Raw genomic sequence first — 23,544 nt, 5'->3', positions numbered from 1 at the left:
TGCCGCCTCCAGTTCCTCTATCTTCGGGTAGGTCGTCAAGATGCCCGAAAGTGCTGTCGGCAATTTATCCGTTGGCCCATGCGCGACACGATCTGGCCGAGTGACGGCATTGGCCGTGGATGGCGGAACGTTTCCCGGGGACTAGGCTGTTCTCGTCACAACGGGGAGACCTATGCATAACCTTTCGGTCAAAACCGGGTCCGTGCGATGAGAGCTCCGGACCCAGTCAAATCCGCCGATCGCTACCCTTGGTATGTGCTTGGCATCTTGACACTATCGCAGACTTGCCATGGGATCGACCGCGCGATCATCGGTCTGGTGCTCGCACCGGTAGGCAAGGAATTCTCACTCACCGACGGTCAGCTTGGCATTCTGGCCGGGTTTGCATACGGGATATTCTTCGCATTGGCCGCGCTGCCTTTCGGCATCGCGGTGGACAGCCTGAACCGGCGCAACCTGATGGCGATCGCACTCGCGCTTTGGAGCGGCGCAACAGCGCTATGCGGTCTGGCATCCGGTTTCTGGACGCTCCTACTCGGCAGGGCCGCGGTCGGCACCGCAGAAGCTGCCGGCTCTCCCACCGGAATGTCACTCCTTAGCGACTATTTCGGCGAGGAACGGCGGGCGACGGCTATCGGCATATGGTACCTGAGTTCGGGCATCGGTCTTGCCCTCGCCTTCCTGATTGGAGGGGCCATCGTTCAGGTCGGTGGGTGGCGATGGGCTTTTGCCGCAGCTGGACTGCCCGGCCTTGTTTTGGCGCCGATCCTGTTCCTGACCGTTCGTGAGCCGCAGCGAGGCGCCTACGACGATCCGGTGCCTGCACGGCCAGCCGAGGGCCAGCCCGGTCTTGCCGCACGCATCCTTCAACTCGCCGCGCGGCCGGGACTGTTCTTGTGCATAGCCGCCATCATTCTGATTGCGGCCGGCATCTACGGGATGAGCACCTGGCTTACGACGTTCCTCATTCGCGTTCATGGTATGCCGATCTCGCGCGCGGGCGTCACCATCGCCATTGCTTACGGCGGCCTCGGCTCGGTGGGCGGTTTCCTTGCCGGGTGGGCAATCGATCAGATAAATCGCCAGCGCGGCGGCTTCGATCCGGCAAGAACCGCCCTCTTTGGCGCGGTGATCCCCATTCTTACTGCCCTGACCGGGATCGGCACGGTGGTCGTTTCACAAACTGGTCCCATGCAAGCGCTCCTCATGGCCTGCGGCTTCCTGAGCGCCTCCTACAACGGCCCGATCTATGCGGTGATCGTCACGATAGCCGGCCCGCGCCTGCGCGGTCTTGCCGTATCGCTTGTGCAACTTGGCGCAAATCTGATCGGTGTTGGCGCCGGGACCTATCTGATCGGAGCTGTCAGCGACTTCGTGGGCGGGACCGAGGGAGTCGCATGGGGCATCGGGACGGCTATGCTGTTCACGTTTGCCGGTGGACTGGTGCTGTTGCTGGCATCGCGGTCCATTCGCCGCGCGCAGAAGAAACAAATCGCCTAAAGAATTATGGCCCGGCTCGTGCGAGCCGGGCCATTCCCGAAAACTTGAAATCTCTGTTCCCTATTGGGCCGCTTCGACGCGATCGCGGCGCCGGGCCTTGGCGGCCTCGATCCCCCTAAAGAGCGCCGTGGTATTGCCTGCGCCGGCATAGAACAGCGTGAAAAGGGGAATGAAATCGAGCTCTTCGTCAGTGAACTCCCCGTTGATCAAGGCGCCGTTCATCTGAATTTCCACGAGATCAGTGCGGCCGAGCATGGCTGTTGCACCGAGCACGAGCAGACGCTTCTCGCGCATCGACAGGACATCGCTTGCCCAAAGGTTGGCGAACTGATTACCGACGATCTCCTGGTTGAACGATGAGTTCCGGAATGGCAGCACCATGTCCGAGGAACCCGGCCCATAGACCTGATCAAAGGTTTCGAGACCCTTTTGCCACTGTGTTTCGTCGATACTCATGCCTTTTCTCCCAATACTGCTTCAAGGCCGACAACCGCCAGGTCGGTGCGGCGGGTCAGTTCGATAAGCGGAAGCGAAATCCCGTAGCTCTGCGCAAGGTCGATCGCGGCGTCGAGATCCTTCACCATCAGTGAGCGGGTATATTCGCGCACCGCCGCTTCGCTCTTGCTCGACGACGGGTCGTCGCGAATGGCCAGCATCAGCGGCCCCCCTACACTGTCGGAACTGGCCTCGATCACCTCGTTGAGCTGACGGATGTCGACGCCGGCGTTGCGGCACAATATCGACGCTTCGTATCCTGCGCGAAGTCCCCCAAAGACAATGACGTTTCGTGCAATCTTTGCAGCCATGCCGGAACCTGGACCGCCCATATGGGCAACGTGCTTGGCAAAGCCGTCAAGCACCGGCCGAACCCGGTCAATCACTTGATCGCTGCCGCCCACCAGACAGACGAGCCCGTGTTCGCGCGATTTCGGGCCGCCGGTCACGCCGCAATCCACCAACTCCACTCCGGCTTGCTCCGTAAGCCTGCGGATGGCGTTCAAGTCCTCGATCGAGACGGTCGCCACGAGAACGACGGTCATGCCCGGACGCGCCCGCGCAAGCACTCCATCGGGGCCGGTGAGCACGCTGATCGTCTGCTTTGCATCGACGACAGCGATGACGATCACGTCGGCCTGCTCGGCAACAGCGGCAGGGGAGCTCTCTACCGCGGGCACGCCGTCCAGCGTATCGGATGCATCCGGCCGGATGTCGTAGACTGCCGCGAGTTGCTTAGATCGTGCCAGGCATATGGCAACGCCGGCACCGATCTGACCCAACCCGATGACTCCTGCTTTTCCCATTTTCTACCTCTCATGCGCGGCGCCTCGGCCACTTGATCGACATGTTTCAAATCGTGGCATAGCTGGGCCGTCGACGTCATCCTGACAGCTGCCCGTTGGCCGAAACGCGACAAATTTACAGCTTCTCACGATGCATTTGCTTCGGCGGGGAGGTTTGTTGCAGCGCGTAAATATAGAAAGACCGCCAAAACCAGCACAAATGCTGTTGCCGCCATGCTGAGCTGCAACCCGCCGGCCGCAGCCTGAAGGCAGGCTCGAGTCATCGAACCTCCCGCGGCGCCCACGCAATCGCTCGCGTAACCGGCCCCATAGCGCCAGGCGGCAAGGTGATCGCTGAGATAGCCCAGGAGCACTGACCCCAGTCCAAGCCCCGCCACGGTCTGGCCGAAGGAATGAAGTGCCGCTGCCGAAGCGCGCATCCTGGGTTCGACGAGGGATTGGGTTATTGTCATTATTGCGGGCGTGAAGGCATAAAGCAGGGCCGTCGCACCAAACAGGAAGCCCACGAGCCAGCGCCAGTCGTCCTGGTAGATAGCGAGCAGATAGAGTGGAAAGGCTAGAGCAACGGCCGCCGCCGGTGCCCAGCCTCCCCAACGCAGGTCGCGGCGAAGAAGGCTCGCGATGACATATCCGCCGCTTGCCTGTCCCACCATCGTGGCAAGGCTGAACGACAATGCAAAGACGAGCCCGGCTTGCGACAAGGACAATTCATATCGCCGTACAAGCAGCGGAATCAGGAAGAGGTTGGTACCGAAGCCGACCATTCCTACAAATCCGCTCCCGGCGGTAAGGAAGAGGAAAGCGGGCGAACGGCCCAGCCTGCGCAGAACAGCGCCGAATTTTGGCGTATCGGCGCTCTTGCCGGCATCGATCCGAGCGGGCTCAGGGATCGTCGTTATCAGCATGCCCGCCAGAAGAATCCCGGGCAATCCAACGCAGACCAGGGCAAGGCGCCAGCCAAATGTCTGGGCGACCGCCCCTCCCGCAATTGCGGCAACCGCGCCGCCGATAGGGACCCCCAGCGCAATGAGCGAGAACACGACCGCCCTGCGGCTGGCCTCAAACCTGTCGGAAATCATGGAAACGAGGGCCGGCGTGAATCCTGCCTCTCCCACCCCTACTCCCATGCGGCAGATCAGGAGCTGAACGTAGCTCCCCGCCATGCCGGAAAGAGCCGTCATCAGCGACCAGATGACAGTGACGGCCGCGATGATCTTCACTCTGCTATACCGCTCGGCAAGACGGGCAAGTGGAATTCCAAGGACTGCGTAGAAGAGCGAGAAGGCCAATCCTCCAAGCATTCCAAGCTGGAGATCGGTGAGCTTGAGATCGCGGCGGATCGCCTCGCCAACCACCGCGATAATGGTGCGATCGATGAAATTGAGCATGTAGATTCCGCCCAGAAGCAGCAGAAACCAACGGTCACGCATCGTGAAACTGGACATAGGTTTGGCAGCTCTCCCTAGGCGGACTTTTTGCCTCGCATGAGACAGGTAGAACACTTTTTCTCTCAAGTGTATCATTTTTCACTTGATCGACGGCAAGACCTGCGCCACCACGCCGCCAACCTTGATTGAGGGGATCTTATTGCATGAAGAAGATAATCATCGCACTCATGGCACTTGGCCTGTCCGTTCCTGCGCTTGCCGACGGAGCAGCGGTAAAGCGGAACGACGCGGTCTATTCCGCGAACGGCACACGGATCGGCAAAGTTGAGCGGGTCCTGACGGATAGCGACGGTACCGCGACCGCTGTGCGCATCATCTTCCGCGGCAAGTTCATCACGATCCCTGTCGCCACGCTGACCGCCGGTGAAAAGGGCGTCACAACGAGCATGTCGACCGACGACATCAAGAAGCTCTAGGCGGATTTACCGGTCGGTCTCGCCGCGAGCCATGACTTTTTGAGGCGAACGGGCCGAGGCTCTTGCCAGCAGGTTCACGCAAGATCGGCGATGGCGCGAATGGGCCGGCTAATGCCGTCCCATTCGAGATGGGCTGCATGCATCCTCTGAAGCGATGCTTCCATGGCTCCCGACAGTTCCATCAATTCGATGAACCCCCCGTTGGCGGCCAGGGTATCGAACAATGCAAAGCGCTCACCCGAAGGCATCGTGCCGCTGAAAGCGATTTCATGACCTTCGGCCGAGAGCCGCTGAACGCCCTCCTCGTAGGGAATCCGCAGCATGACGTGATGGTAGCCCTCTCCGCTGCGATCCAGCATCTCGGTGAAGACGGATGGTCTCTCGTTCGTCTGCTGAAGAAGTTCGATCAGCAGGCCGCCGGAAAACCCGAAGGCGACCTTCAGTGCAACTTGCGTTGGCTCGCCTCGATAGATCTGGCCCGGTAACACCGGCACGTCGAAGACAAAAAAAGGTCCTGCCTTGATGACCCTCGTCCAGTGGTCGAGCGCACGGTCCATGTCGCGTACGACCTGGCATAGTTCGAGAATCGAGCCATTGGGTTGCATCAGCCCTTACTCCACTTCGCTGCGGCGGTCCGCAGCCCGTGACTGCGGGCCCGGTCAACCAATTGCCTGCGCCGCAGCGCGATATCCGAGGGCGGCAGCCGTCCTTCACCATCCCCAAGCGTCGCAAGATCGACGACGCGCACGTCGCGGATGAATGCCGCAGGATCGCTTCCCTCCGGCACGCCTTGCCAGCGCAGCAATACCCAGCCTTCCCCAAGCCCTGCGGTGTCGATCCAGTTGGCGATACCGGCATCCACGCCGGCGAGGACATAAGTGATCGTGCCGTCGGCGGAGGGCGCAACCTGTGAGCTAGCAAGACTTACCGTGCGCAGCATTGGATCGGGCGATATTGTCCAGGGGTCGGCAACCTGGATACCCGTGTAACGGCTTCCTGCTGGATCAATGGTGATGAGCAGCCCCTCGCCGTCCCCGAGCGCGAAACGACCTCCTGCAAGATAACCCCAGTCACCATCCCGCCCCTGAGGTCCGACTAGCCGATTGGGCTGCGGATACCCGAGAAAGTCGTCCTTGAAGCGCGACCAGAATGTCACCCAGGCTGGCATGTCGGCAATGATGGCGCGGGCGATATCCTCCTCGCTGCGTGGCATCGATGCATGCAATTGGTCGAGACGACTGACCCTGACTTCGGCGGGTACCTGTTCCCAGCCGCATTGGCTGTCGCGCGTGTAGACCTGAATGCGCGCACCACTCTCGGTTTTCAGATGGGCCGGCCCGCCGTCCCCAGGGCCCACCGTGACCGTCACGCGCCGACTTGAATCGCAGAGCGGCAACAGGTCTTGAAGAGTGAGCGCACCGAGATTTCGACCGAGGCCGGCATGGTGTTCGGGCTCGACCTCCGCAACGATGCTGAATTGGGGCGGATCGGCGGAGAAGCGGATTTGGACCGCGTACCCGCCATCGCCGTCGATCGGAATCTCGCGATTGATATTATCCGGATTATCGATCGCGACGGCGGCGCCGGGAAATATGTGACCGAACCAATCCCGAGGCGCATTGCTGATATTCCACACGACCTTGGGATCGGCGGGATCGCCGTTAGCTTCCCGCATAGCAAGGCCGAGGACCCATTGATCCAGCGCACGATCGAGGCCAATTCGCCCATCGAGCGTCTTTGATAGCGGATCGCCAAGCAGAATCTGCCGTGCGCTTTCGCGCGCAGCGCGAACGTCAGGCCGTTCGATGAGGCGCAGGGCCAGCCGCTCGGCTGAAGCCTGATCTTCCGTCCATAGCGGATTGACCGTCATGATATCGTTCCCACCCTACCGCCTTCAGCGAAGATCGTGCTTCCCGTAGTGTAGCTGGAGGCATCGCTAGCAAGCAGGATGGCCGCCCCGACAGCTTCGTCCGCGGCACCGAAGCGCTTGATGGCGTTCCGCTCTGCCAGCCCCAGACCCTTGTGGATTTCCGCTTCCTGCCCATCGGGGCTCATGGAACCGACGCACAGACAGTTCACGCGCGTGTGCGGGGCCTGCGACTTGGCAAGTTCCCTCACCAGAAAGTGGAGCGCTGCTTTCGATACTCCATAGGCGACAGCCGGCGGGATGGGCGTGAAACCGCCGCAGCTTTGCACCGAGATGATACTACCCTTCCCATGTGCCTTCATGTCGGCTTCGGTCAGTTCGGCCAGCCACCAGGTCGCCATGACGTTGACGTCGAACGCGGTGCGCCACACTTCGTCGGTGTTCGCCCAAAGCCCGCCATCGGCGGCATATACGACCCCGGCTGCAGCATTGTTGAAGATGATGTGGATCGGACCGAAGGCTTCGCGTGCGCAGGCCACGAGCCGCTCAAGATCACTCCTTTTCCCGGCGTCCGCGACAATGGCGGCAGCGCGGCCGCCGCCGGCCGCATTGATCTCTCCTGCCAGCCGTTCGAGACGATCCCCCGAACGGGCGGAGATCACCACATTCGCCCCCAGTTCGGCGTAAGCCCGCGCAACATGTTCCCCCACTCCCGGACCAACGCCGGTCAGGATTGCAGTGCGCCCGTCAAGGCGGAAACGGTCGAGAATGCCCATGGTCTCGTTCCCCAGGTCAGGCCTATGAATGGTCGAAAAGATGGCCGTAGCGCGTGTAGTATCCGGCAAGGCGCGCGTGTACCTCGGCCGGATCAATCCCGAACTGCTCCGGACTGTGCCGATGCCTCCCCAACCGGTTCGCTGCAGGATTCTCGGCAAGAAAGCGGGCGATGCGATCGCGGTGCTGCACCGAAAATGGCAGATCGAACCGGCTGTAGATGTGTTCGATTGCAGCCATTGGATCGCTGACGACATCGCGGTGAGCAAGGTCAACGATGCGCCCTTCCAACGCCGGATCGCCCGACCGTGCTTCTGTCGCGCGCGCCATCGCCGCACACCAGGTGTCGACGACCGATCGCCCGATTGCCGCCAGGTCGTTCGCGCCGCCCACAGCAGCAAGGAAACCTGCAATCATGCTCGAGAGCGAGGAGAAGGTGAGAACCGGATCGCGGTGGGTCCAGACCAGCATCGCGCCGGGATAGGCCTGCAGCAGGCCTGGCAGGTCCATCAGATGCTGCGGCGACTTCAGCGTCCACCGTCCCTTCGGACCTTTCCACTGGAATTGCTGCAGCATTCTCCGATGCGTGCGATATTGCCCGTCGGGCACGGTTTCCTGCAGCCAGCGCGCAAAATCGGGAACACCGAGTTCGGCCGGAAAATTGGTGCTGGCGAAATGCAGCATCATCCCGTGATTGCATTCACCGGGCTGGGTACAATCCATCCGTTGGATGTCGGCCAGCTGCGGGGCATGCTTCAGCCAATTCTCGTAGATCGCCTGGACCTGGCCGATGCGCGGATCACTCTCGAAATTTGCTTCTTCAGGAGCGGGCCAGGGAATATACCATTCCCACTCGCGCGGCGCCCTCGCGGACGGATCGAGACAGAGCAGATCGTAGGTGATCGTTGTCCCTGTGCGCGGCAGACCGCAGACTATGAGAGGGTCGCCGAGATCCTGCTGCGTAATCTCCGGGTGGCGTTTCTCATCCTCGATGTAGCGCAGCCGGGTCGCCAGCAGGCCGACAATCTTCTCACTTACTGTCTGGCGCAGTTGCGGCGGCGGATCCATCGTCTCCACCGCCTCGACCAGACGTTGAAAGCCGGCCATGAACGAAAGGTCATTTCCGAAATCCGTAAGGCCCGTGAGATCGCGCGCGCGCGCGATCAGGGTTTGCGGTTCCAAAACCGCCGCTTCACAAGAGCCCGCGTTCATGCAGGCCGCTTTTCACGGTGCTGCGCCATTGCCGTACTTCTCCCAGGTGCCGCGATCCGGTATGGAATCCGGTCGCTCAGGCCTTGTCTTCGACCGGTGTCAGGTTCTTCATGAAAGCAACGAAATCCGGACCCAATTCAGGGATTGGCAAACCCAGACGTTCCGCGAGGTAGAGCGTCATGAAGTTGTCATTCAGCGACTTGTTGGTCTCAGGAATATTGCCGATACCAACCTGGCGGTCGAACGCGCCGATCGCCACCAGCGCCATGCGCAGTGCGACGACGATATCGTAGTATTCAAGGTTTCTCGCCGTCTGCCGGGTGGTCTCCTCCCAGATCGCGATCGTTTCTTGCTTGCTGGGCAGCCCTTCAAGCCGGGTAATGCCGAACCGGCGACCGAACAGGTCGTCGAAGTAAAGCCACCATGCGAGGTCGAGCTCGGCCGGTCCTAACGCTGCCAGTTCCCAGTCGATCAGCGCGTTGACGCGGCCATCGGGCGCGAACATGACGTTGGACGGTGTGGGATCGCCCCACAGTACGTTGACGGCCGCATCTTGCGGCATGTTGGCGCGCACATAAGCCATTGCCGTATCGACAATGGGCATTGCCCGCCCGCGTCCTGCGGCCTTGTGCCACGCTTCCAATGCACCGACGTATTGATCGAGGCCCGGCTCACCGTTTTCGGGTTGTGCGAGGAATTCGAACCCGTCGCGCCAGTCAATACTCGCCAGGCTGGCAAACGCCGATATGGCATTGGTAAAGGCCGCGCGCCGCTGCTCCGGCGCCATGTCGACCAGCCAGCCTTCAAGATTGTAGTTCGGCGTCTGCTTGGCGCATTCACCCGCCACTTTGCCCATCACGAGGAAAGGCAGGCCGAGAATCTCGGGATCGAGGTGCATCCCGATCCATGGCGGAACGGGGAGATCTCCGCGCGCATCGAGCGCGGCCATCATTTTCCCCTGAAGGGCCAGACTGCTGCCGAAGACGACTTCCAGGTCCATCGGCTGGCGGCGCACCACAAGTGTCTGCGCCTGGGGGCCTGCCTCGTCGACATAGTCGACCTCCACGAAGAAGATGTCGGCAGAGAAGCCCGCCCCCAATGTCACGTCGAGGGGGCGAACATGGATCTGGCGCCATTGCGGTTTCTGCCCGGCCAGCCAATCCTGCAACTGGACGGTAATGCGATCGGGGGTCAGCACGTCCATGATCACAGTCCCTTTGCAGCCAATGCGCGCTTCAGTTCGCTCGTGAGAGGACCCATGTCCTTGGGGGAGGAGCCGTGCAGTAGGATTTCGTCGGCGCCTGCATCAAGGAAGGACATCAGCTGATCGGCGCACTGCGCTGCCGTTCCCACTGCAGCCCCCTCGTCCAGCCACTGCTGGGGTATGAGACGGCTTACATCGACGAGTTCCTGACGCGTATAGGCCTGGTCGGCGGGCTTTCCGTTGAGCCCTGCAATCTTGGGGTGGGCGCGGATGTCGTCGAGCACCTTCTTGTCCCAGCCGTTGATGTCGACGATCAGGTCGCCAAAACCGGGGAGTTCGAAATAGGTGATCGCGCGCCCGCCGACGACGGCCTCTTCCTCGTCCTTGGGCAGATCGGGAGCGACAATGATATTATGGTAGATGCGCACTGACATCGGGTCGCGCCCTGCCTTTTCCGCGGCCTCGCGGACGATTCTGGCGCTGTTCTTCACGCCCTGCGCCGAAACGAAGGGGTGAAGCAGCACGCCGTCGCAGTGCTCGCCTGCAAATTCGAGGCTTTTTGGCCCGATCGCCGTGAAAATGATCGGCGGGGGCGTTCCTCCGTGGCGATCGGTCAGGTTGATGGCCGGAAACTTGCCGAGTATGCCGTCGTAATCGACCTTTTCACCGGCCCAGAGCCGGCGACAGATCGTGATCAGATCGGCAAGCCGCTCCATCGTGATGGGCGGGGATCCGAGCATCTTCATATAGGCCGGTACCGCGCGGGCGAACATGAGGCGGAAGCGTTCCCCGCTCATCGCTTGCATCATGTCCGCAACGCTTGCAGTCACCAGCGGATGGCGCATCGTCGCATACATGGTTCCCGTTATGCGGATCTTCGATGTGGCCTCAGCCACAGCGCCCGAGAGCACAGCCGGTTCCTTGAGCGCATAGCGTTCGGAGATCCACACGCACCCCAGGCCGATCCGCTCGGCTTCCCGGGCTTCTTCGATGCCGCGCCGCGGGTCGTTGACACGCCCCGGCAGAATATACGTGCCGAACCTGTCGAAAAGCGCCTGTGCTCCCGGTTCCACCGCCAGCGTCATTGAAATCCTCTCAGTTCGTTATGCGCCGCAGATTTGCGGCCGCGACTTTGATTGCAACCTGTCAAAAGACAGGCTCGGGATGAACCTCGACATAAAGACGTGTCAGCTTGAGCGAGGCGATCCTCCATGTCCCGGCCTGGCGGACGTAACGCTCCGTGTAATGACCAAATCCGGTGATGGATTGCGCGCCGGGTATTGGGCTCTTGCCCGGCGCCCAGACGACGCGGTCCTGCATAGCAGTCACGACGTTCGCCTCATCCCCTTTGAGATCGATCTCAGAGGAATGAACCTGATGGGCCGACCGGGCATCCGCCACTGCAAACCGCACCTGGTCGAGTATCGCCTCATGGCCGGTGATCGGCGCGTGTCCGGTATCCTCCTGTACGTCCATCACCGCGTCGCTGGTAAAAAGGTCGATGAACCCCTCCCAGTCCTTGGTATCGAGCATGCGGCAGTAGCGCGCCTTGACGTTGCGGATCGCCTCGTAATCGAGCAGCATCGAAAGTGCATCGTTCATCGCATCCGTCCTTCACCAGATGATGCGGGTATGCGCTCGCAGCGCCCGCTCGCGGATTGCCTCGGCGCGTTCGCGCGGTGCCACCAAAACGGTGCCTGCCGGCAAATACTGGCGGACCTCGTTCAATTTCACCTTCTTCATGCTGGGGGTTGGACGCTCGTCAGTGTTGAACCACCGTCCCTGCACCGCGCCGCTGGAATAGCCCGAGGTATCGAGCCAGTTGTGCACGCCCGGGTCGCGCGCGGAAATAACAGCCCGAAAGACGCCGTCGACGTCGACCACGGCCTGCGCAGCATTGAGGCTGGACTGATTGTGATACCAGTCAGTCGTTTCGTAGAGCTCGTTGGTCAGGATCAAGGACCAGTACCCGACCTCCTTCGGGATCCGCACTTCGGTTATGAGGGCCTCGTCCTCGGCGAGTTCGTAGGCGCCTTCATAGTACGACTGCCGAGCAAGACCCGTCATCTGCGAGAAATCAGCCACTTTCAGAGTGTTGATCAACCCTTCGTCCCGCAGCTTCTGGACCTTGTCGGGAAATGCCATCGCACATACCGCCGCCGTCATGGGAATCTCCGCGAACCGGTGCGCGAGCTGGGCGAGGCTTGGTCTTCCCTTGGCGGCATGTTCGGCATCCAGGCGGACGATGCCGAAGCGAGGCTCGCGCTCACAACCCCAGTCGCAGGCCACGATCCTCACCATCAACTTTTCCGTCTCGGGCTTGAGCTCCCACCAGTCGCCGTCATAATCGGCGGGACGCTGCGGCGAGAGGATAACGTCGAAACTGCCGTCAGGCGCAATCCGCAGGTCATCGAAATCATTCGCATCCTGGGCGGGATGATGCTTCCCCGTGCGGAGCGTGTCGGGACCGAGCTGGGCCAGGATCATCATTCGCGTGGTGCCGCGATCGCCGCGAATGCGGTAAGTGCCGCCCTTCTCGATCAGCGCCGCCTTGTAAATGGTGTCTGCGTTGGGCTGGAAGATGTTCTGGCAGATATTGAGTTCGGGGACGAAGATCGGATGACTACGATCGTGCATGATCGCATCGTTCGCGGTCCTGAGCACTCCGGAGAGCAAGAGCCGCATCGATTCCTGCATGACATGCGGATCGCTGCGGAGACGCTCGGGAATGCGATCGCGCATCTGCTGACCCAGCGGACGAAGCTGGTCGAGAAGGTCTTCCCATTCGAATACGCCGTTATCGCTCATATCGCTCTCCACCTTTCTGCGACCGATCCATGCTGCACCTTGGGTCGCTCCGCTTTCCGGCATCGTCGTCAAGGCCGCGATTGTCGTCATCCCCGCACGAACCTCGCGCCTAGTCAGTGACAAGCAGCGCGCGCAGCGCCGCGCGCTGTTCCTCATCGATTCCGGCAGCGGCAAAATAACCGTCGACGCCGCCCCACCGGCTCTCCATCTCGTCAAAGGCGCGCGCGAGGAAACTGTCCTGAACGCCGATCAGCACCGCGACCATTTCGTCGGGCGGCACGAAGCCGAACGTCTTTTCAAGGTCACGCTTGAGATGATCCGACATGCGCAGATTTTCCCCGAAGACATCGGACTTGCGGTAATCTTCGGCAATCACCGCTCGCGGAACGCCCAGAAGTTCCAAGAGTAGTCCCACGACGACCCCGGTCCTGTCCTTGCCGGCCGTACAATGAACCAGCATCGGTGTTTCGCGGGAAAGAAGTGCCTCAACCATTGTCGGCAAATGGCGCAGGAAAGCCTGGGGCATCAGGCCATAGTTATGCGCCATTACTTCCGACGCGCGCGAGGCACTCGGCTCCTGCCCGAGCGATGCCCACATATCCTCCCCTTGCGCGCGCAGGTCGGTATTCATGTCGAGATTGAGAAGCCTGCAATCCGGTCCGCACCAATCGTGTGGTGCCGATTGACGTTCAATGTCCGAGCGCAGATCCGCAACGCTGCGAAAACCAAGCCTCACCAGTTCTTCGCGGTGATCTTCCACGAAACTGGCCGGCCCCTCGGACCGGAAAAGAATGCCGTGCCGAACCCTTCGGCCGTCTGAGGTAGGCGTTCCGCCGATATCGCGAAAGTTCAGGCGGGATAGCGCGAGGGTCATCGTCTCAGCCCTCCACCGGGGGGAAGCTCGGGATCAGCGTTCGCATTTGTGCAAGCAATTCTGGAGACATCCAGACATGTTCAACGAAATGCCCGAGCGTTGGGCGCTCGTCGGTATAGACATAGCGCAGCATGTCTCCGACCGCGCCTTCGAACACCACCGGGTGGCGCTCCTGATCGATCGAGCCCAGATGCGCTTCCCAATTCGCCATTGGCCCGCCGATCCGGGTCGCGATATGATGGAAGCGGATAGCAAGCTCATCCCCTTGCGGCAGGAAATCCCTGAACAGCGGCGCAGTGTCGCCCACCGGCTCGATCAGTTCGATTTCGACGCCCCCCACGACCGCAATGGCGATCTTGAGCACCGGCTTGCCTGTGGGATCTTCCCCTGGCTGGATGTTGCACATCTCGAAGAAGCCGGGCGTACCGTATTCCTGCTTGAGCCTCGCCATGGCAGTGGGCAGGTCATTGGTGACGTAGGCGACCTGACTGTGCAGGCTGTTTGGCCGGGCGAACATGCAATCCTCCTGATGTTAGGCTCCAGACTGGCGGCGAAATACCCTCTCGCACCTGCCGTCCGGTCAGTTGGCCGACATCTTCCCGCCATCGACGACGAGCGTGTCACCGGTGTGGTATGCTGCCATGTCGCTCGCCAGATAGACCACAGCGCCTTCCAGGTCGGCCGGGGTTCCTGCCCTTCCCAGCGGCGCTTTCGATGCGACGATATCGGCGATCTTTCGGCCGATCTCCGGGTCCGCGAACGTCATTTCCGTCTCGATGAAGCCGGGCGCTATGACATTGCAGCGCACACCGAAGTGGCCGAGCTCCGCTGCCAGCGCCTTGGCAAGCGCATTGAGCGCCCCCTTGGCGATACCGTAATGCGCCATTGTCGGCACACCCTGGAAGATCGAGCCGCTGCCGCAAATGATCAGGGAGCCCCCCGGATCGCCAGCCTCGGCGCGGGCCTTCATGTGGCGTGCACCTTCGCGCAGCGTGAAGACCGCGCCGTCGAGATTGACGTCGATCAGCTGACGATACCGTGTAACGTCCATTTCGGTGAAGGGCACCTGGCTTGCGATGCCTGCGTTTGCAACGAGCGTGTCGATCCGCCCCATGGCTTCGAGCGCGCGTGAGAACCCGGCGACGATGGCCGGCTCACTGGCCACATCCACACTGTCAGCAAAGACCCGGACTCCATAGGCGCGCAGGGCCGCAGCAGCCTCCTCGTTCTTCTCCCGCCGGCGTCCCCAGATCACGATGTCGCTGCCTGCACGGGCAAGCCCCCGCGCGAAGCCGAAGCCAAGCCCGGAATTTGCCCCTGTGACCAGTGCCACTTTGCCGCTGAGGTCGAACAGGTTCTCCGGCACGCTCTATCTCCCTGTGACCGCTTTGAAGTCTGGCCCGCTCGGCGAAAGATTGCCCGTTGCGGCCTTCACATCAACAATCGGAACTTTCGCAGCCCTGCCAAAGCCATCGCCAAACGGCCTTAGTGCATCAGGGCATCCCGGAACTGCCGCGGGGTCACTCCGGTCGCCTTGCGAAATGCGGCGGAGAACGCCGCGGGACTATCGAAACCGCATTCCCACGCGATGACCTTGATAGCCATCTCGGTCTGGCTGAGCCTCTCCTTGGCTCTGAAGATTTTGCGCTCGGTGACGTAGCTGGTGAGCGTTTCGCCGGTGGCAGCTCGGAACGATCGGAAAAAATGACGCGTGGAAAGACCGCAATCTTTTGCCATTTCGGCAATTGAGGGCGGCTTTCCAGGCATTTCGATCCGCTCGTTAATTCGCTCCATTTGACGGCGCGAGAGTGCGCTGCGCGCGCTTCGATCGCCCGTATTCAGCCGCAAATACCGCTGCAACTCTATAGCCGCCTCGAGCCACATTGCCTGCACCAGCAATTCGCTGCAAAACCCGGGCTGTGCAATTTCGCCCGCAATACGCCTCAGAGCTGCGCGCACCGCCGCGCTGCGAACGTCGAGCAATGCCAAACCCAAATCGGCTGTTGGACGGCGCGCGTCCGCGAGGTCGAAACCGACTCCGTCAAATCCGCAACAGATGGATTTCTGCTCACCGTCACCCCAGCGCGTATGCAACCTGCTTCCCTCAGGAACGAAGATAATTTCGCCTAGCGCTCCCTCCCCGCCGCTTTCAAAGCCGCCACGCGGACGGCCTGGCCGCGGGGACAAGGCAAGATCCAGAAACCCGCGATGCGAAGTGAAGATGCCTTCCTGCCGCCCGAAAAAACGGTAGCGATGGAGTTCCATCACCACGCCAGGAAGTTCGATGCGCCCTTCGACCCTGCACTCCATCTCCGGAGTGGCTGGCAGGTCGTAGATTTGTGAAACGGTGTCCATCAAACTCTCCCAGGCGCCCTTTCCCGAAATCCGCCGCGCACGGCGACTGGCGTTATGAAGCAGGATTTGGCAGAGCTGCGATGCCCGATCACCTTGCCTAGGACAGGGTCCATCTCCTTAAATGCGGCAAAGGCCAAGGGAGAGTGACATGGTCGATTCCGCTCAGAAGGGGGCAACGCACCCCAACGTTATAGATATCACCGACCTTCATCATCCCGTGCTCGACGAAATCCAGAAGCAGGTGCTCGCCGGCGCCGAAGCTGCCGCTGCACATATTGTGTTCGAGCCGCAGGTCATTCTGGCAGCCGCCATGGCGCAGACGGGCCTTTCGGATTTCGGCGCCCAGGACTTTCAGGAACGTCTGGCGGTCTGGTGCCAGTCCATCGACGAGGACGAAAATGCCTCTGCCGTGACACGGGCAAATCTGTTCCAGATGATGATCCGCTATGCAGCAACACGTCTGCGCGTCGAGGATATCGTGAAGCGACACCCCGAGATTCTCGAAATACCGATCGAGAGTCCGATCATTGTTGCCGGCCTTCCAAGGTCCGGTACGACGCACTTGCTGGGACTGCTTGCGGCAGACCGCCGGTTCCGTTCCCTGCCTTGGTGGGAGGCAATCGCGCCAGTAGCAGCGCCCGATGAAACCCCCACACCCCAAGATTCCAACCCGCGCTGGACAAAGGCCGAACAAGGTTGGCGCACAATGGAATCGATACTGCCCTACATGGCGATCATGCACGAATTCTCGCCCGACCACATCAGCGAGGACATCGAACTGCAGGCAGTCGATTTCTCCTCCTATCTCATAGAATGGCTTGCCCTCGTGCCGCGCTGGCGGGACTACTATCTCAGCCACGATCAGTCCGGAACCTACGCCTATTTGCGCAAATGCATGCAAATCCTGACGTTTCTTAACGGCCCTAATCGGTGGGTCATCAAGTGCCCGCAGCACATGGAACAGCTACCGGCCCTCTACAAGACATTCCCGGATGCGACTTTCGTGCTGACCCATCGCGATCCCGTCGGCTCAATCCGCTCGCAGCTTACGATGTACACTTACGCTGCCCGGATGCTGCGCAAGACCGTCGATATCGCGGAACCGCTCGGCTACTGGCCCGATCGGTATCAGAGGTTGCTGCGTGCCTGCGTCAGGGACCGCGAGGTCCTGCCAGCGGAACAGACAATCGATGTCTATTTCGATGAATGGACGCAAGCCCCGGACCGGATACTGAGAGAGATTTATCGCATCGCAGGCGTTGAGCTGACGGACGAAGCGTTGGCTGAACTCCATCGCTATCTCGCCGAGCACGGCGAACAATCGAAAGGAAAGATCGTCTACGACCTGGAACGAGATTTCCTTGTCACAGCGGAAGAGCTGCGCCGGCCGTTCGGGTTCTATTTCGACCGCTTCGATGTCGAGGTTGAAGTGACGTAACTTCCTTCCCCGACCTGTCTTTCGGCAGGTCGTGAGCCGAGGCGCGCTCGCTAACAGCCATGCATCGACCAGACTCCAGCAGAGGAATGCCATGCCTGAATTGAATGTCATTACCCGTGACGGCTCGCAGCAGACGATCGCGGCTTCCGCGAATGCATCGGTAATGGAAGCCATTCGCGATTCCGGCCTCGACGAACTTCTGGCTCTTTGCGGCGGCTGCTGCTCCTGTGCGACATGCCATGTCTACGTCGATCCCTCGTTTGCAGCGACGCTGCCTCCGGTGACGGAGGATGAAAGCGACTTGCTGGATGGGTCGCCTCACCGCGGCGACAGGTCACGACTGTCGTGTCAGCTGATGATGACGGATGCGTTGTCCGGTCTTACCGTGACTATCGCGCCCGAGGATTGATAATACCAATAGACTGAACAGAGAAAGAGAGAGAGGACAAACGTGGCCTGGAAAGAATCAATTCGCGAACAACTGGACGTGTCCGCTTCCCCGTTGCTCACCGATGCCCAGAAGAAGATGGTCAAGCACTGGACCGACCTTCAGGAAACCCTGAACGCGGGTGACTTCGATGGCATGGACCGCTTTTTCCATTCCGACTTTCGGTATGGAAACCCCAACCGGCCGGATCTTGGCACTTACGATCAGTGGAAGACCTCGCCGGTTGCGCTGTACAAGACCTTCTTCCCCGCCGCCTACAAGACCATCGACGCGGTAGGCAAGGGCGACGACGAGATCTGGATCTATGCGACCCACTACTGCAAGCACGTAGGCGGCCCGTACATGGGCGTGCAACCGACCGGCAACGAGTTCCAGGTGAACTGGTTCTCGATCGTCAAGTTCAAGGACGAAAAGATCGTCAGGATCTTCAGCATTTCGGACGTTCTCTCGATGCTCAAGGACATCGGTGTGATCGACGTGCCGCAGCCCGTCGACCCCTACAAGTGATTTGCACTTGCTCCCGCCGCGTTGTTCACTCGACAGGCGGGAGCAAGGCCGCCAGCAGAAAAGTGGCCAAATGGGCTGCCTGCTGGTCGGCGTGGTCCGCGTCGACCTCATGCCCGGCGCCCAGTCGTTGCTGCATCGGGACCGCGCAGAAATAGTATCCAACGCCCTGCACAAGCAGGGCCATCAGGGCAGCCGTCGAAAGGCCGTGGACGGGCCGCTGGCGCCTAACCGCATCGAGAAGATCGTCCAGCCTTCGCTGGAATGGCCGCACGAAGTGCTCGACGATGTGATCCAGTCGCCAGGTCGAACGGCAACCTTCGACGTTGGTAAGCGCGACTATGTCGCCGTTTCTCGCCGCCCACAGACAGAACCGCTCCACCAGGTGCCGCAGACGCACTTCGGCGTCAGCCTGCTCGTCGAAAGCAATTTCAACGAAGGGAGAGGCCTGGGCCATCCGCCAATCGACCGCACGGACCCACAGATCCTCCTTTCGTCCGAAACGTACATTCAGGAGATTGTGGCTGACGCCCAGCCGCTTCGAGAGGTCGCGCAAGGTCGTTGCCTCGTATCCGCGCTCTGCAAATGTGGCGAACGCAAGGCCCAGAAGCTTGTCCTCATCCAGCGCCAGGTCGGCATTCTGGGCAGGACGGCCGCGGGCGCGCTGAGGTCTATCGAGCATCTGGAAGGCCATATTCAAAAGTCATTGACTTATAAATTGTCACGCGTCAATTTAATCAAAAGGGAGAGTGGATAGACGTTATGAGTCTCGAGAATGATCTCTGGTGGGCGGTAGCCCGTTCCGAGGAAGTGACCTCCCAGAAGCCCCTGTCGGTCGATATTGGCGATCAGCCGCTCGTGCTGTGGCGGGATAACCAGGGCATTGCGCGCGCGCTCGAGGATCGCTGCCCGCACCGCAGGGCTCCTCTCTCGCTCGGCTGCATCCGCGACAATGGCTGGATTCAGTGCGGCTATCACGGATGGAGCTATGACGGCGAGACCGGGCGCCTGAAGGAAATCCCGAACATGAAGGACCAGCAGAAGTTTCCGCCGGTCTACAAGGCCAACGCGTTCGGCGTGTTCGAACAAGGCGGCTTTGTACGTGTGTGCCTGGACCCGAAGGCGAAAGTTCCACTAATAGCCGAGGACAAGTATAACTACTGCGGCACTGCAAACGTGAGTTGCAGCCATCAGGAGTATCTCAATGCGCTCTATGACGATCCCAGCCTGATCCTCAAGATCAGGGGAGTCCGCTTCACGCCATATCTCATGTCTGAACTTCATGAAGAAGATGGCATGCTGGTGATGGAGCGCAATTGTCAGTGGAGCACGCCGCACTGGCCATCGCACTTTGTGTCGGAATTTCCGCTGACGTTGCTGACGCGAACGCACCCGCAGACCGGTCAAACCACGCTCATCCTGCGGGACGATCAATTCAACGAGCTAATGCGAGCGATGCTGTGTCCCGTTCCCTCGGCGCGGGGCGTCACGGCTGTGCGTTGGAGATCTGCACTGGGCGTGCGCCAACCCGGCCTGCACGGCGCAATTCTGCGGGGAGTCAATCCGCTTTCGGTACTGTCATCGGTAGACGGATCCAGGCTGCGTGCCACGAAACCCACCGTCTCACTGCACGGCGAGGACCTGCGCAGCGCAATGCTCGAACAGACACCGCTCGTGCGCGACAAGACCGAAGCGGCCTGAAGGAGAAACTAGAGATGCTTGAAGTCGCTGATCGTTCCGCCGAACACGACGGAAGTCCCCCTTCCGGCACCGGCACCGGCACCGGCTCCGGTCAGATCGCGCTGAATGCGATCAATCGCTGGGTGCCCCACAATATCGTCATGCGCGATACGTGGTTTCCAGTCGCGCACAATTATTCTGTGACGGCCAAGCCCGTCCGACGTGCGGTCTATTCCTATCCGGTTTTTCTCTGGCGCGAGAACGGCACCGTGATCGCCAGTGAATTCCATCCGAACGAACGGATAGCGCGCGACAAGAGCGAATATACCGACGCCCGCGGGTGCTATCCGGTGATGGAGCACTACGGCGTCGTGTGGGTCTGGTTCGGCAATCCGCTCGCAGCAGATCCGGTACACCTTCCGAGCCTGCCGTTCCTGCCGCCGGACGGCGGACTTCCGCGGCACATGACCGCGACGGTACGCTTTGAGAGCGCTGCACCGATCAGCCTCGAAAACCTGATCGACCTTACGCACGCCGATTTCCTTCATGCCGATGTCGTGGGGGATGAGCGATCGGACAGCGAGACAGTGGAAACCTTCTACGACAGCGAAACAGTCACTATGGTTCGCACCTGCGTGAACAAGTCGGTCGCGCCGGTAATGAAGTTCTTCAGCGGCATCAGGCAGCCCACGCAAAACGTGCGCCAGGTCATTCGCATCTACCTCCGCTCGCACTGCGCGATCGCCTATGGCCGGTTCAGCCCAGGGGACGACGTCCCTCTTTTCCATCCGTGCACGCCCGAAACGCGGGATCGCACGCGCATGGAAATGGTGATGAACACGACCAATGCCGGGCTCATGTTCCGTCATGTCATGCCCAAAGCTGGCTACAAGGTCTCGCGCCAGGACAGCTACATGACCTCCCCGCAAAGCCCGCGCTACATGCGTCATACCGACCGCAAGGACCTCCACAGCAAGTTCGACCAGGCTGGTCAGCGTTACCGCATGGCGATGATGGAGTTAGCCGATCGGCAAGCCAACGGCGATTTCGCCTATCGCGACAACGTCAGCGCAGATTGCAGCGAGATCATCGGACTTCGCAACGAACTCTTCCGGTTCTGACCTGACCTCTCCCCTTGGGCGGACATTAGTGTCCGCCCTTTTTTTATCTTCGGAGTACTCATGCCCGAGCTTGTCAATGCCGTTGGCGCGGAGCGCCGCTGGTGGGGCGTCATGCCCACTCTTTCCGCCCCGATCATGGCCGGCATTGGCCAGCAAATGGAGCAGGTCGGATTCCAAGGCTGCTTCTCTCTGCAGATTTACGGCCCTCCGTTCATTCCGATGACGGCGACTGCCGCACTGACCCGTAGCCTCAAGGTCGGCACTGGCGTGGCTATCGTCGGCACGCGCAGTCCTCTCGAAACGGCCTATGCGGCGATAGAAGTTGACCGAATCTCCGAAGGGCGCTTCGTGCTGGGCCTTGGCTCCAGCATCAAGAGCTGCGTGACCGGCATGTACGGAGAGCCGGAACGCAAGCTGTTGACGCACCTGCGGGAGAGCGTCGGCGTCATCCGTTACGTGATCGCCAATGCGCATAAGGGCCTCGATCCGATCAAGGGCGAATACTTCACCGCCGATTTCGAGGAAATGATGCTGACCCCGCCGCCGGTTCGCGAGCGCGTTCCGATCTGGATCGCGGCGCTCCAGGACAAGATGACCGCGCTGGCGCTCGAAATCGGCGACGGGCTCATGGTGCACGCCCTTTGGTCTGCGGCCTATACCAGGAGCAAATTGCCCTTCATAAATGAGACACTGGCAAAGCACGGCCGCAGACGTCAGGATATCGAGATTAATGCGTGGCCCTGGATCGCGGTCAACGACGACAAACAGCAGGCGATCAACGACAGCCGGGCTACGGTTGCCGCCTATTCCGGCTACAAGGAATATGAGCCATTCTTCGAGGCGATCGGCTTTGGAGATCAGGCACGGGCCTGCCAACTGAGCCTCGGCGAACATGGAGACATTGCAAAAGTGATCGGCAATGTCTCCGACGAGATGGTGGAGGCGTTCGTCACCTGCGGACCGGTCGATGAGGTGCTTGAGAAGATCGAACCCTTCTGGGAGGTGGTCGATTCGCTTTGCCCGATGACGCCTTACCGCGATCTAACGCTGGAACAGTTGACCCAGTACAATTCAGGCCTCTTCCAATTGGTCGCTGCCGCTAAGACACGAGCAGGCACGGCAATTCCGGCGCCGGCCTGATCAGCGTAGCCTATTGCACCATTTGTCGAGAAAGAATGCCACGGGCCGGCGTCGGGGATTAAGATTGCCCCCGCGCATGCCCGTGCAGGCGAAACGCGAAATTGGTTCCACCGGGCCATGGTACGCAGCGGATGTGTGCGCTGCCCACCTTGTCATCGCTGCCTGCTGCGGAATCCGGACCATCAGATTGGCAGGCTTTGGTGCGATGAAGGCTCGATTGCGGTTTGCTGGCGGCGACGGAGCGACCGGATTTTGGCGACGCAAAGCGTACTCTCAACGCGAAAATACTGAATGGATGTGCGGCTCGCCAACGCCTGGTTCAAGAACGGCCGACGGCGATCGAATAAGGCAGATCACCCATGTGCGATCGAACTTGACCACCAGTCCAACTCGGTTGCCTCCTGGAAAATGCGAAACCGTACTTGCTCGCATGCGAGAGCCACTACGTCGGGGGCTGCCGCCAGCCCGCAGAATGTGCATCGGATCATCTCGTCCATATAGTCATGCGGATCGCTTATTCCGCGAACGAGGCGCCGCCGAGCTTCGACAGTCATTCCCACGATGAGGTCTACGGCGGCGTCCGCCGATGTGAACATTATCTGGCCACCATCCCTGGCACCCTCCAGCGCATCGCGAACCATGAGGTCAAACGCTCGCTCGCGCGCAAAATAATCCACAAAGTCGATGCGGCAGGTAAAGCCTCCCCACCGCGGATCGTGTAGCGCGCGCAGCATCACCATCATCGCACCGCCCACGGCCCGCACCAGTGGATCAGAAATATCCTCGAACAAGCGGCGATAATCGGCGATCATGCCCACCGTCATCGCCTCTGCCAACTCCTCGACTACCGCATCGATGGATTCGAAATACTTGTAGAAACTCCCACGCGAGACGTCCGCCAGCTTGATCACGTCGTCGATGAGGACATGCTGCGCGGCCTGGCCTGGCTGGTAGAGTTCAAGTACCGCCTCAATCAGCCTCTGCCGCATCCGCTCGCGCCGCAGCGCTGCTGCCTTGCTGCGCGGATCCGGCTCTTGAAGGTGGGAGGCAACCGAGGACATGCTGTCCTATTGCACGGGATGGAAATAGCGCGCAAGCAGGCTGCCATCATCGCTGAACACATACTGTTCGATGCTATACGCAGTGATGGCTTGCCCCAGATATTCCCCTTCGTTGCGGACGTAGATTACGGCTTCGTTGCCGCTGACTTTCACATCTTCCACGAAAAGCTTCCAGCCCGCATATTCACGGCATAGTGCCTCCAGCTTGTCCCACCCTTCCTGGATCGGACCTGTTGCTGGATCCTGCACCCTAAACCCTCCAGGCGCGATAGCCCTGAACGCCGCCAGAAAATCGTCGAGCCGCCCGGCGGTGAACATCTCGGCTTGCTCTTTGAGGAAGGTCGCGATTGCCTGAGGTGTTGGAATGGGCATCATTTTCTCTCCTGTGGTGAA

Annotated in this window: 26 protein-coding genes; 8 read left to right on the top strand and 18 right to left on the bottom strand. The window is 60.6% G+C overall.

Annotated elements, in window-relative coordinates; translation table 11 throughout:
- The first annotated feature begins 267 nt into the window (after positions 1-267).
- The gene (locus tag WBP07_RS27425; RefSeq protein WP_236549389.1) at positions 268-1,500 is read left to right on the top strand and encodes an MFS transporter; all 1,233 of its coding nucleotides are present in this window, start codon (positions 268-270) and stop codon (positions 1,498-1,500) included.
- A gap of 60 nt (positions 1,501-1,560) precedes the next feature.
- Here WBP07_RS27425 and WBP07_RS27420 read toward each other — a convergent pair whose 3' ends face one another.
- From WBP07_RS27420 to WBP07_RS27410, 3 genes are all read right to left on the bottom strand, one after another.
- Positions 1,561-1,956 (bottom strand): carboxymuconolactone decarboxylase family protein, encoded by a 396-nt coding sequence (locus WBP07_RS27420; protein WP_133085088.1) that lies wholly within the window; start codon positions 1,954-1,956, stop codon positions 1,561-1,563.
- Positions 1,953-2,801: an NAD(P)-dependent oxidoreductase gene (locus WBP07_RS27415; protein WP_133085087.1), complete on the bottom strand. Its 849-nt coding sequence runs from the start codon at positions 2,799-2,801 to the stop codon at positions 1,953-1,955. The genes WBP07_RS27420 and WBP07_RS27415 overlap by 4 nt, the downstream gene beginning before the upstream one ends.
- A gap of 125 nt (positions 2,802-2,926) precedes the next feature.
- A complete protein-coding gene (locus WBP07_RS27410; RefSeq protein WP_133085086.1) occupies positions 2,927-4,246 on the bottom strand; it encodes an MFS transporter in 1,320 nt (439 codons plus the stop codon).
- A 146-nt stretch (positions 4,247-4,392) separates the two neighbouring features.
- Between WBP07_RS27410 and WBP07_RS27405 the strand changes: the two genes are divergently transcribed.
- Positions 4,393-4,665 carry a PRC-barrel domain-containing protein gene (locus tag WBP07_RS27405; protein WP_133085085.1) on the top strand — a complete coding sequence of 91 codons (273 nt, stop codon included), beginning with the start codon at positions 4,393-4,395 and terminating at the stop codon, positions 4,663-4,665.
- A gap of 74 nt (positions 4,666-4,739) precedes the next feature.
- Here the strand turns inward: WBP07_RS27405 and WBP07_RS27400 are convergent, their stop codons facing one another.
- The 12 genes from WBP07_RS27400 to WBP07_RS27345 form a co-directional block, all read right to left on the bottom strand.
- Complete coding sequence (locus tag WBP07_RS27400) at positions 4,740-5,270, bottom strand: VOC family protein (protein WP_255490519.1); 531 nt, start codon at positions 5,268-5,270, stop codon at positions 4,740-4,742.
- On the bottom strand, positions 5,270-6,535 hold the full coding sequence (locus WBP07_RS27395; protein WP_133085083.1) for a hypothetical protein: 1,266 nt from the start codon (positions 6,533-6,535) through the stop codon (positions 5,270-5,272). Before WBP07_RS27395 ends, WBP07_RS27400 begins: the two co-directional genes overlap by 1 nt.
- Positions 6,532-7,308 carry an SDR family NAD(P)-dependent oxidoreductase gene (locus WBP07_RS27390; RefSeq protein WP_133085082.1) on the bottom strand — a complete coding sequence of 259 codons (777 nt, stop codon included), beginning with the start codon at positions 7,306-7,308 and terminating at the stop codon, positions 6,532-6,534. Before WBP07_RS27390 ends, WBP07_RS27395 begins: the two co-directional genes overlap by 4 nt.
- Before the next feature lie 22 nt (positions 7,309-7,330).
- Positions 7,331-8,413 carry a sulfotransferase family protein gene (locus WBP07_RS27385; RefSeq protein ID WP_395398148.1) on the bottom strand — a complete coding sequence of 361 codons (1,083 nt, stop codon included), beginning with the start codon at positions 8,411-8,413 and terminating at the stop codon, positions 7,331-7,333.
- A 181-nt stretch (positions 8,414-8,594) separates the two neighbouring features.
- Positions 8,595-9,722: a phosphotransferase family protein gene (locus tag WBP07_RS27380; protein WP_133085080.1), complete on the bottom strand. Its 1,128-nt coding sequence runs from the start codon at positions 9,720-9,722 to the stop codon at positions 8,595-8,597.
- A 2-nt stretch (positions 9,723-9,724) separates the two neighbouring features.
- Positions 9,725-10,807, bottom strand: coding sequence for a TIGR03857 family LLM class F420-dependent oxidoreductase (locus tag WBP07_RS27375; protein WP_133085079.1), 1,083 nt, complete (start codon positions 10,805-10,807; stop codon positions 9,725-9,727).
- A 61-nt stretch (positions 10,808-10,868) separates the two neighbouring features.
- Entirely contained in the window at positions 10,869-11,324 is a 456-nt protein-coding gene (locus tag WBP07_RS27370; RefSeq protein ID WP_133085078.1) for a nuclear transport factor 2 family protein, read from the bottom strand.
- Positions 11,325-11,336: 12 nt separating this feature from the next.
- A complete protein-coding gene (locus WBP07_RS27365; RefSeq protein WP_133085077.1) occupies positions 11,337-12,530 on the bottom strand; it encodes a DUF1214 domain-containing protein in 1,194 nt (397 codons plus the stop codon).
- A 109-nt stretch (positions 12,531-12,639) separates the two neighbouring features.
- Entirely contained in the window at positions 12,640-13,404 is a 765-nt protein-coding gene (locus tag WBP07_RS27360) for a tyrosine-protein phosphatase (protein ID WP_133085076.1), read from the bottom strand.
- Positions 13,405-13,408: 4 nt separating this feature from the next.
- The gene (locus WBP07_RS27355) at positions 13,409-13,921 is read right to left on the bottom strand and encodes a VOC family protein (RefSeq protein ID WP_133085075.1); all 513 of its coding nucleotides are present in this window, start codon (positions 13,919-13,921) and stop codon (positions 13,409-13,411) included.
- Between the two features lie 63 nt (positions 13,922-13,984).
- Positions 13,985-14,770 carry an SDR family NAD(P)-dependent oxidoreductase gene (locus WBP07_RS27350; RefSeq protein ID WP_133085074.1) on the bottom strand — a complete coding sequence of 262 codons (786 nt, stop codon included), beginning with the start codon at positions 14,768-14,770 and terminating at the stop codon, positions 13,985-13,987.
- Between the two features lie 119 nt (positions 14,771-14,889).
- Positions 14,890-15,759 (bottom strand): AraC family transcriptional regulator, encoded by an 870-nt coding sequence (locus WBP07_RS27345; RefSeq protein ID WP_133085073.1) that lies wholly within the window; start codon positions 15,757-15,759, stop codon positions 14,890-14,892.
- A 148-nt stretch (positions 15,760-15,907) separates the two neighbouring features.
- Here WBP07_RS27345 and WBP07_RS27340 point away from each other — a divergent pair, with 148 nt between their 5' ends.
- The 3 genes from WBP07_RS27340 to WBP07_RS27330 all read left to right on the top strand — a co-directional run bounded on the left by WBP07_RS27340 (position 15,908) and on the right by WBP07_RS27330 (position 18,152).
- Positions 15,908-17,197: a sulfotransferase family protein gene (locus WBP07_RS27340; RefSeq protein ID WP_395335203.1), complete on the top strand. Its 1,290-nt coding sequence runs from the start codon at positions 15,908-15,910 to the stop codon at positions 17,195-17,197.
- A 91-nt stretch (positions 17,198-17,288) separates the two neighbouring features.
- On the top strand, positions 17,289-17,606 hold the full coding sequence (locus WBP07_RS27335) for a 2Fe-2S iron-sulfur cluster-binding protein (RefSeq protein WP_133085071.1): 318 nt from the start codon (positions 17,289-17,291) through the stop codon (positions 17,604-17,606).
- Between the two features lie 78 nt (positions 17,607-17,684).
- Positions 17,685-18,152 (top strand): ester cyclase, encoded by a 468-nt coding sequence (locus WBP07_RS27330; RefSeq protein WP_395398147.1) that lies wholly within the window; start codon positions 17,685-17,687, stop codon positions 18,150-18,152.
- 25 nt (positions 18,153-18,177) lie between these two features.
- On the opposite strand, the gene WBP07_RS27325 is transcribed toward WBP07_RS27330, so the two are convergent.
- Positions 18,178-18,831, bottom strand: coding sequence for a TetR/AcrR family transcriptional regulator (locus tag WBP07_RS27325; RefSeq protein WP_236549394.1), 654 nt, complete (start codon positions 18,829-18,831; stop codon positions 18,178-18,180).
- Between the two features lie 80 nt (positions 18,832-18,911).
- On the opposite strand from WBP07_RS27325, the gene WBP07_RS27320 reads away from it, so the two are divergent.
- Genes WBP07_RS27320 through WBP07_RS27310 form a run of 3 tightly spaced genes read left to right on the top strand, consistent with a single transcriptional unit; the run spans position 18,912 to position 22,090 of the window.
- Positions 18,912-19,850 (top strand): Rieske 2Fe-2S domain-containing protein, encoded by a 939-nt coding sequence (locus WBP07_RS27320; protein ID WP_395335209.1) that lies wholly within the window; start codon positions 18,912-18,914, stop codon positions 19,848-19,850.
- Positions 19,851-19,864: 14 nt separating this feature from the next.
- Positions 19,865-20,950: an aromatic ring-hydroxylating dioxygenase subunit alpha gene (locus WBP07_RS27315; protein ID WP_236549395.1), complete on the top strand. Its 1,086-nt coding sequence runs from the start codon at positions 19,865-19,867 to the stop codon at positions 20,948-20,950.
- Positions 20,951-21,010: 60 nt separating this feature from the next.
- The gene (locus tag WBP07_RS27310) at positions 21,011-22,090 is read left to right on the top strand and encodes an LLM class flavin-dependent oxidoreductase (RefSeq protein ID WP_395335215.1); all 1,080 of its coding nucleotides are present in this window, start codon (positions 21,011-21,013) and stop codon (positions 22,088-22,090) included.
- A 353-nt stretch (positions 22,091-22,443) separates the two neighbouring features.
- Here the strand turns inward: WBP07_RS27310 and WBP07_RS27305 are convergent, their stop codons facing one another.
- Together WBP07_RS27305 and WBP07_RS27300 are read right to left on the bottom strand one after the other, a co-directional pair.
- On the bottom strand, positions 22,444-23,151 hold the full coding sequence (locus tag WBP07_RS27305) for a TetR/AcrR family transcriptional regulator (RefSeq protein ID WP_133085066.1): 708 nt from the start codon (positions 23,149-23,151) through the stop codon (positions 22,444-22,446).
- 6 nt (positions 23,152-23,157) lie between these two features.
- Positions 23,158-23,526, bottom strand: a complete 369-nt coding sequence (locus WBP07_RS27300) for a hypothetical protein (RefSeq protein WP_395335218.1) — start codon at positions 23,524-23,526, stop codon at positions 23,158-23,160.
- Between the last annotated feature and the right edge of the window lie 18 nt (positions 23,527-23,544).

This window comes from Novosphingobium oxfordense (genome assembly GCF_044029435.1).
Taxonomy (GTDB): Bacteria; Pseudomonadota; Alphaproteobacteria; order Sphingomonadales; family Sphingomonadaceae; genus Novosphingobium.
The sequence above is the reverse complement of the archived record's forward strand: the minus strand, read 5'-3'. Positions and strand labels throughout refer to the sequence as shown.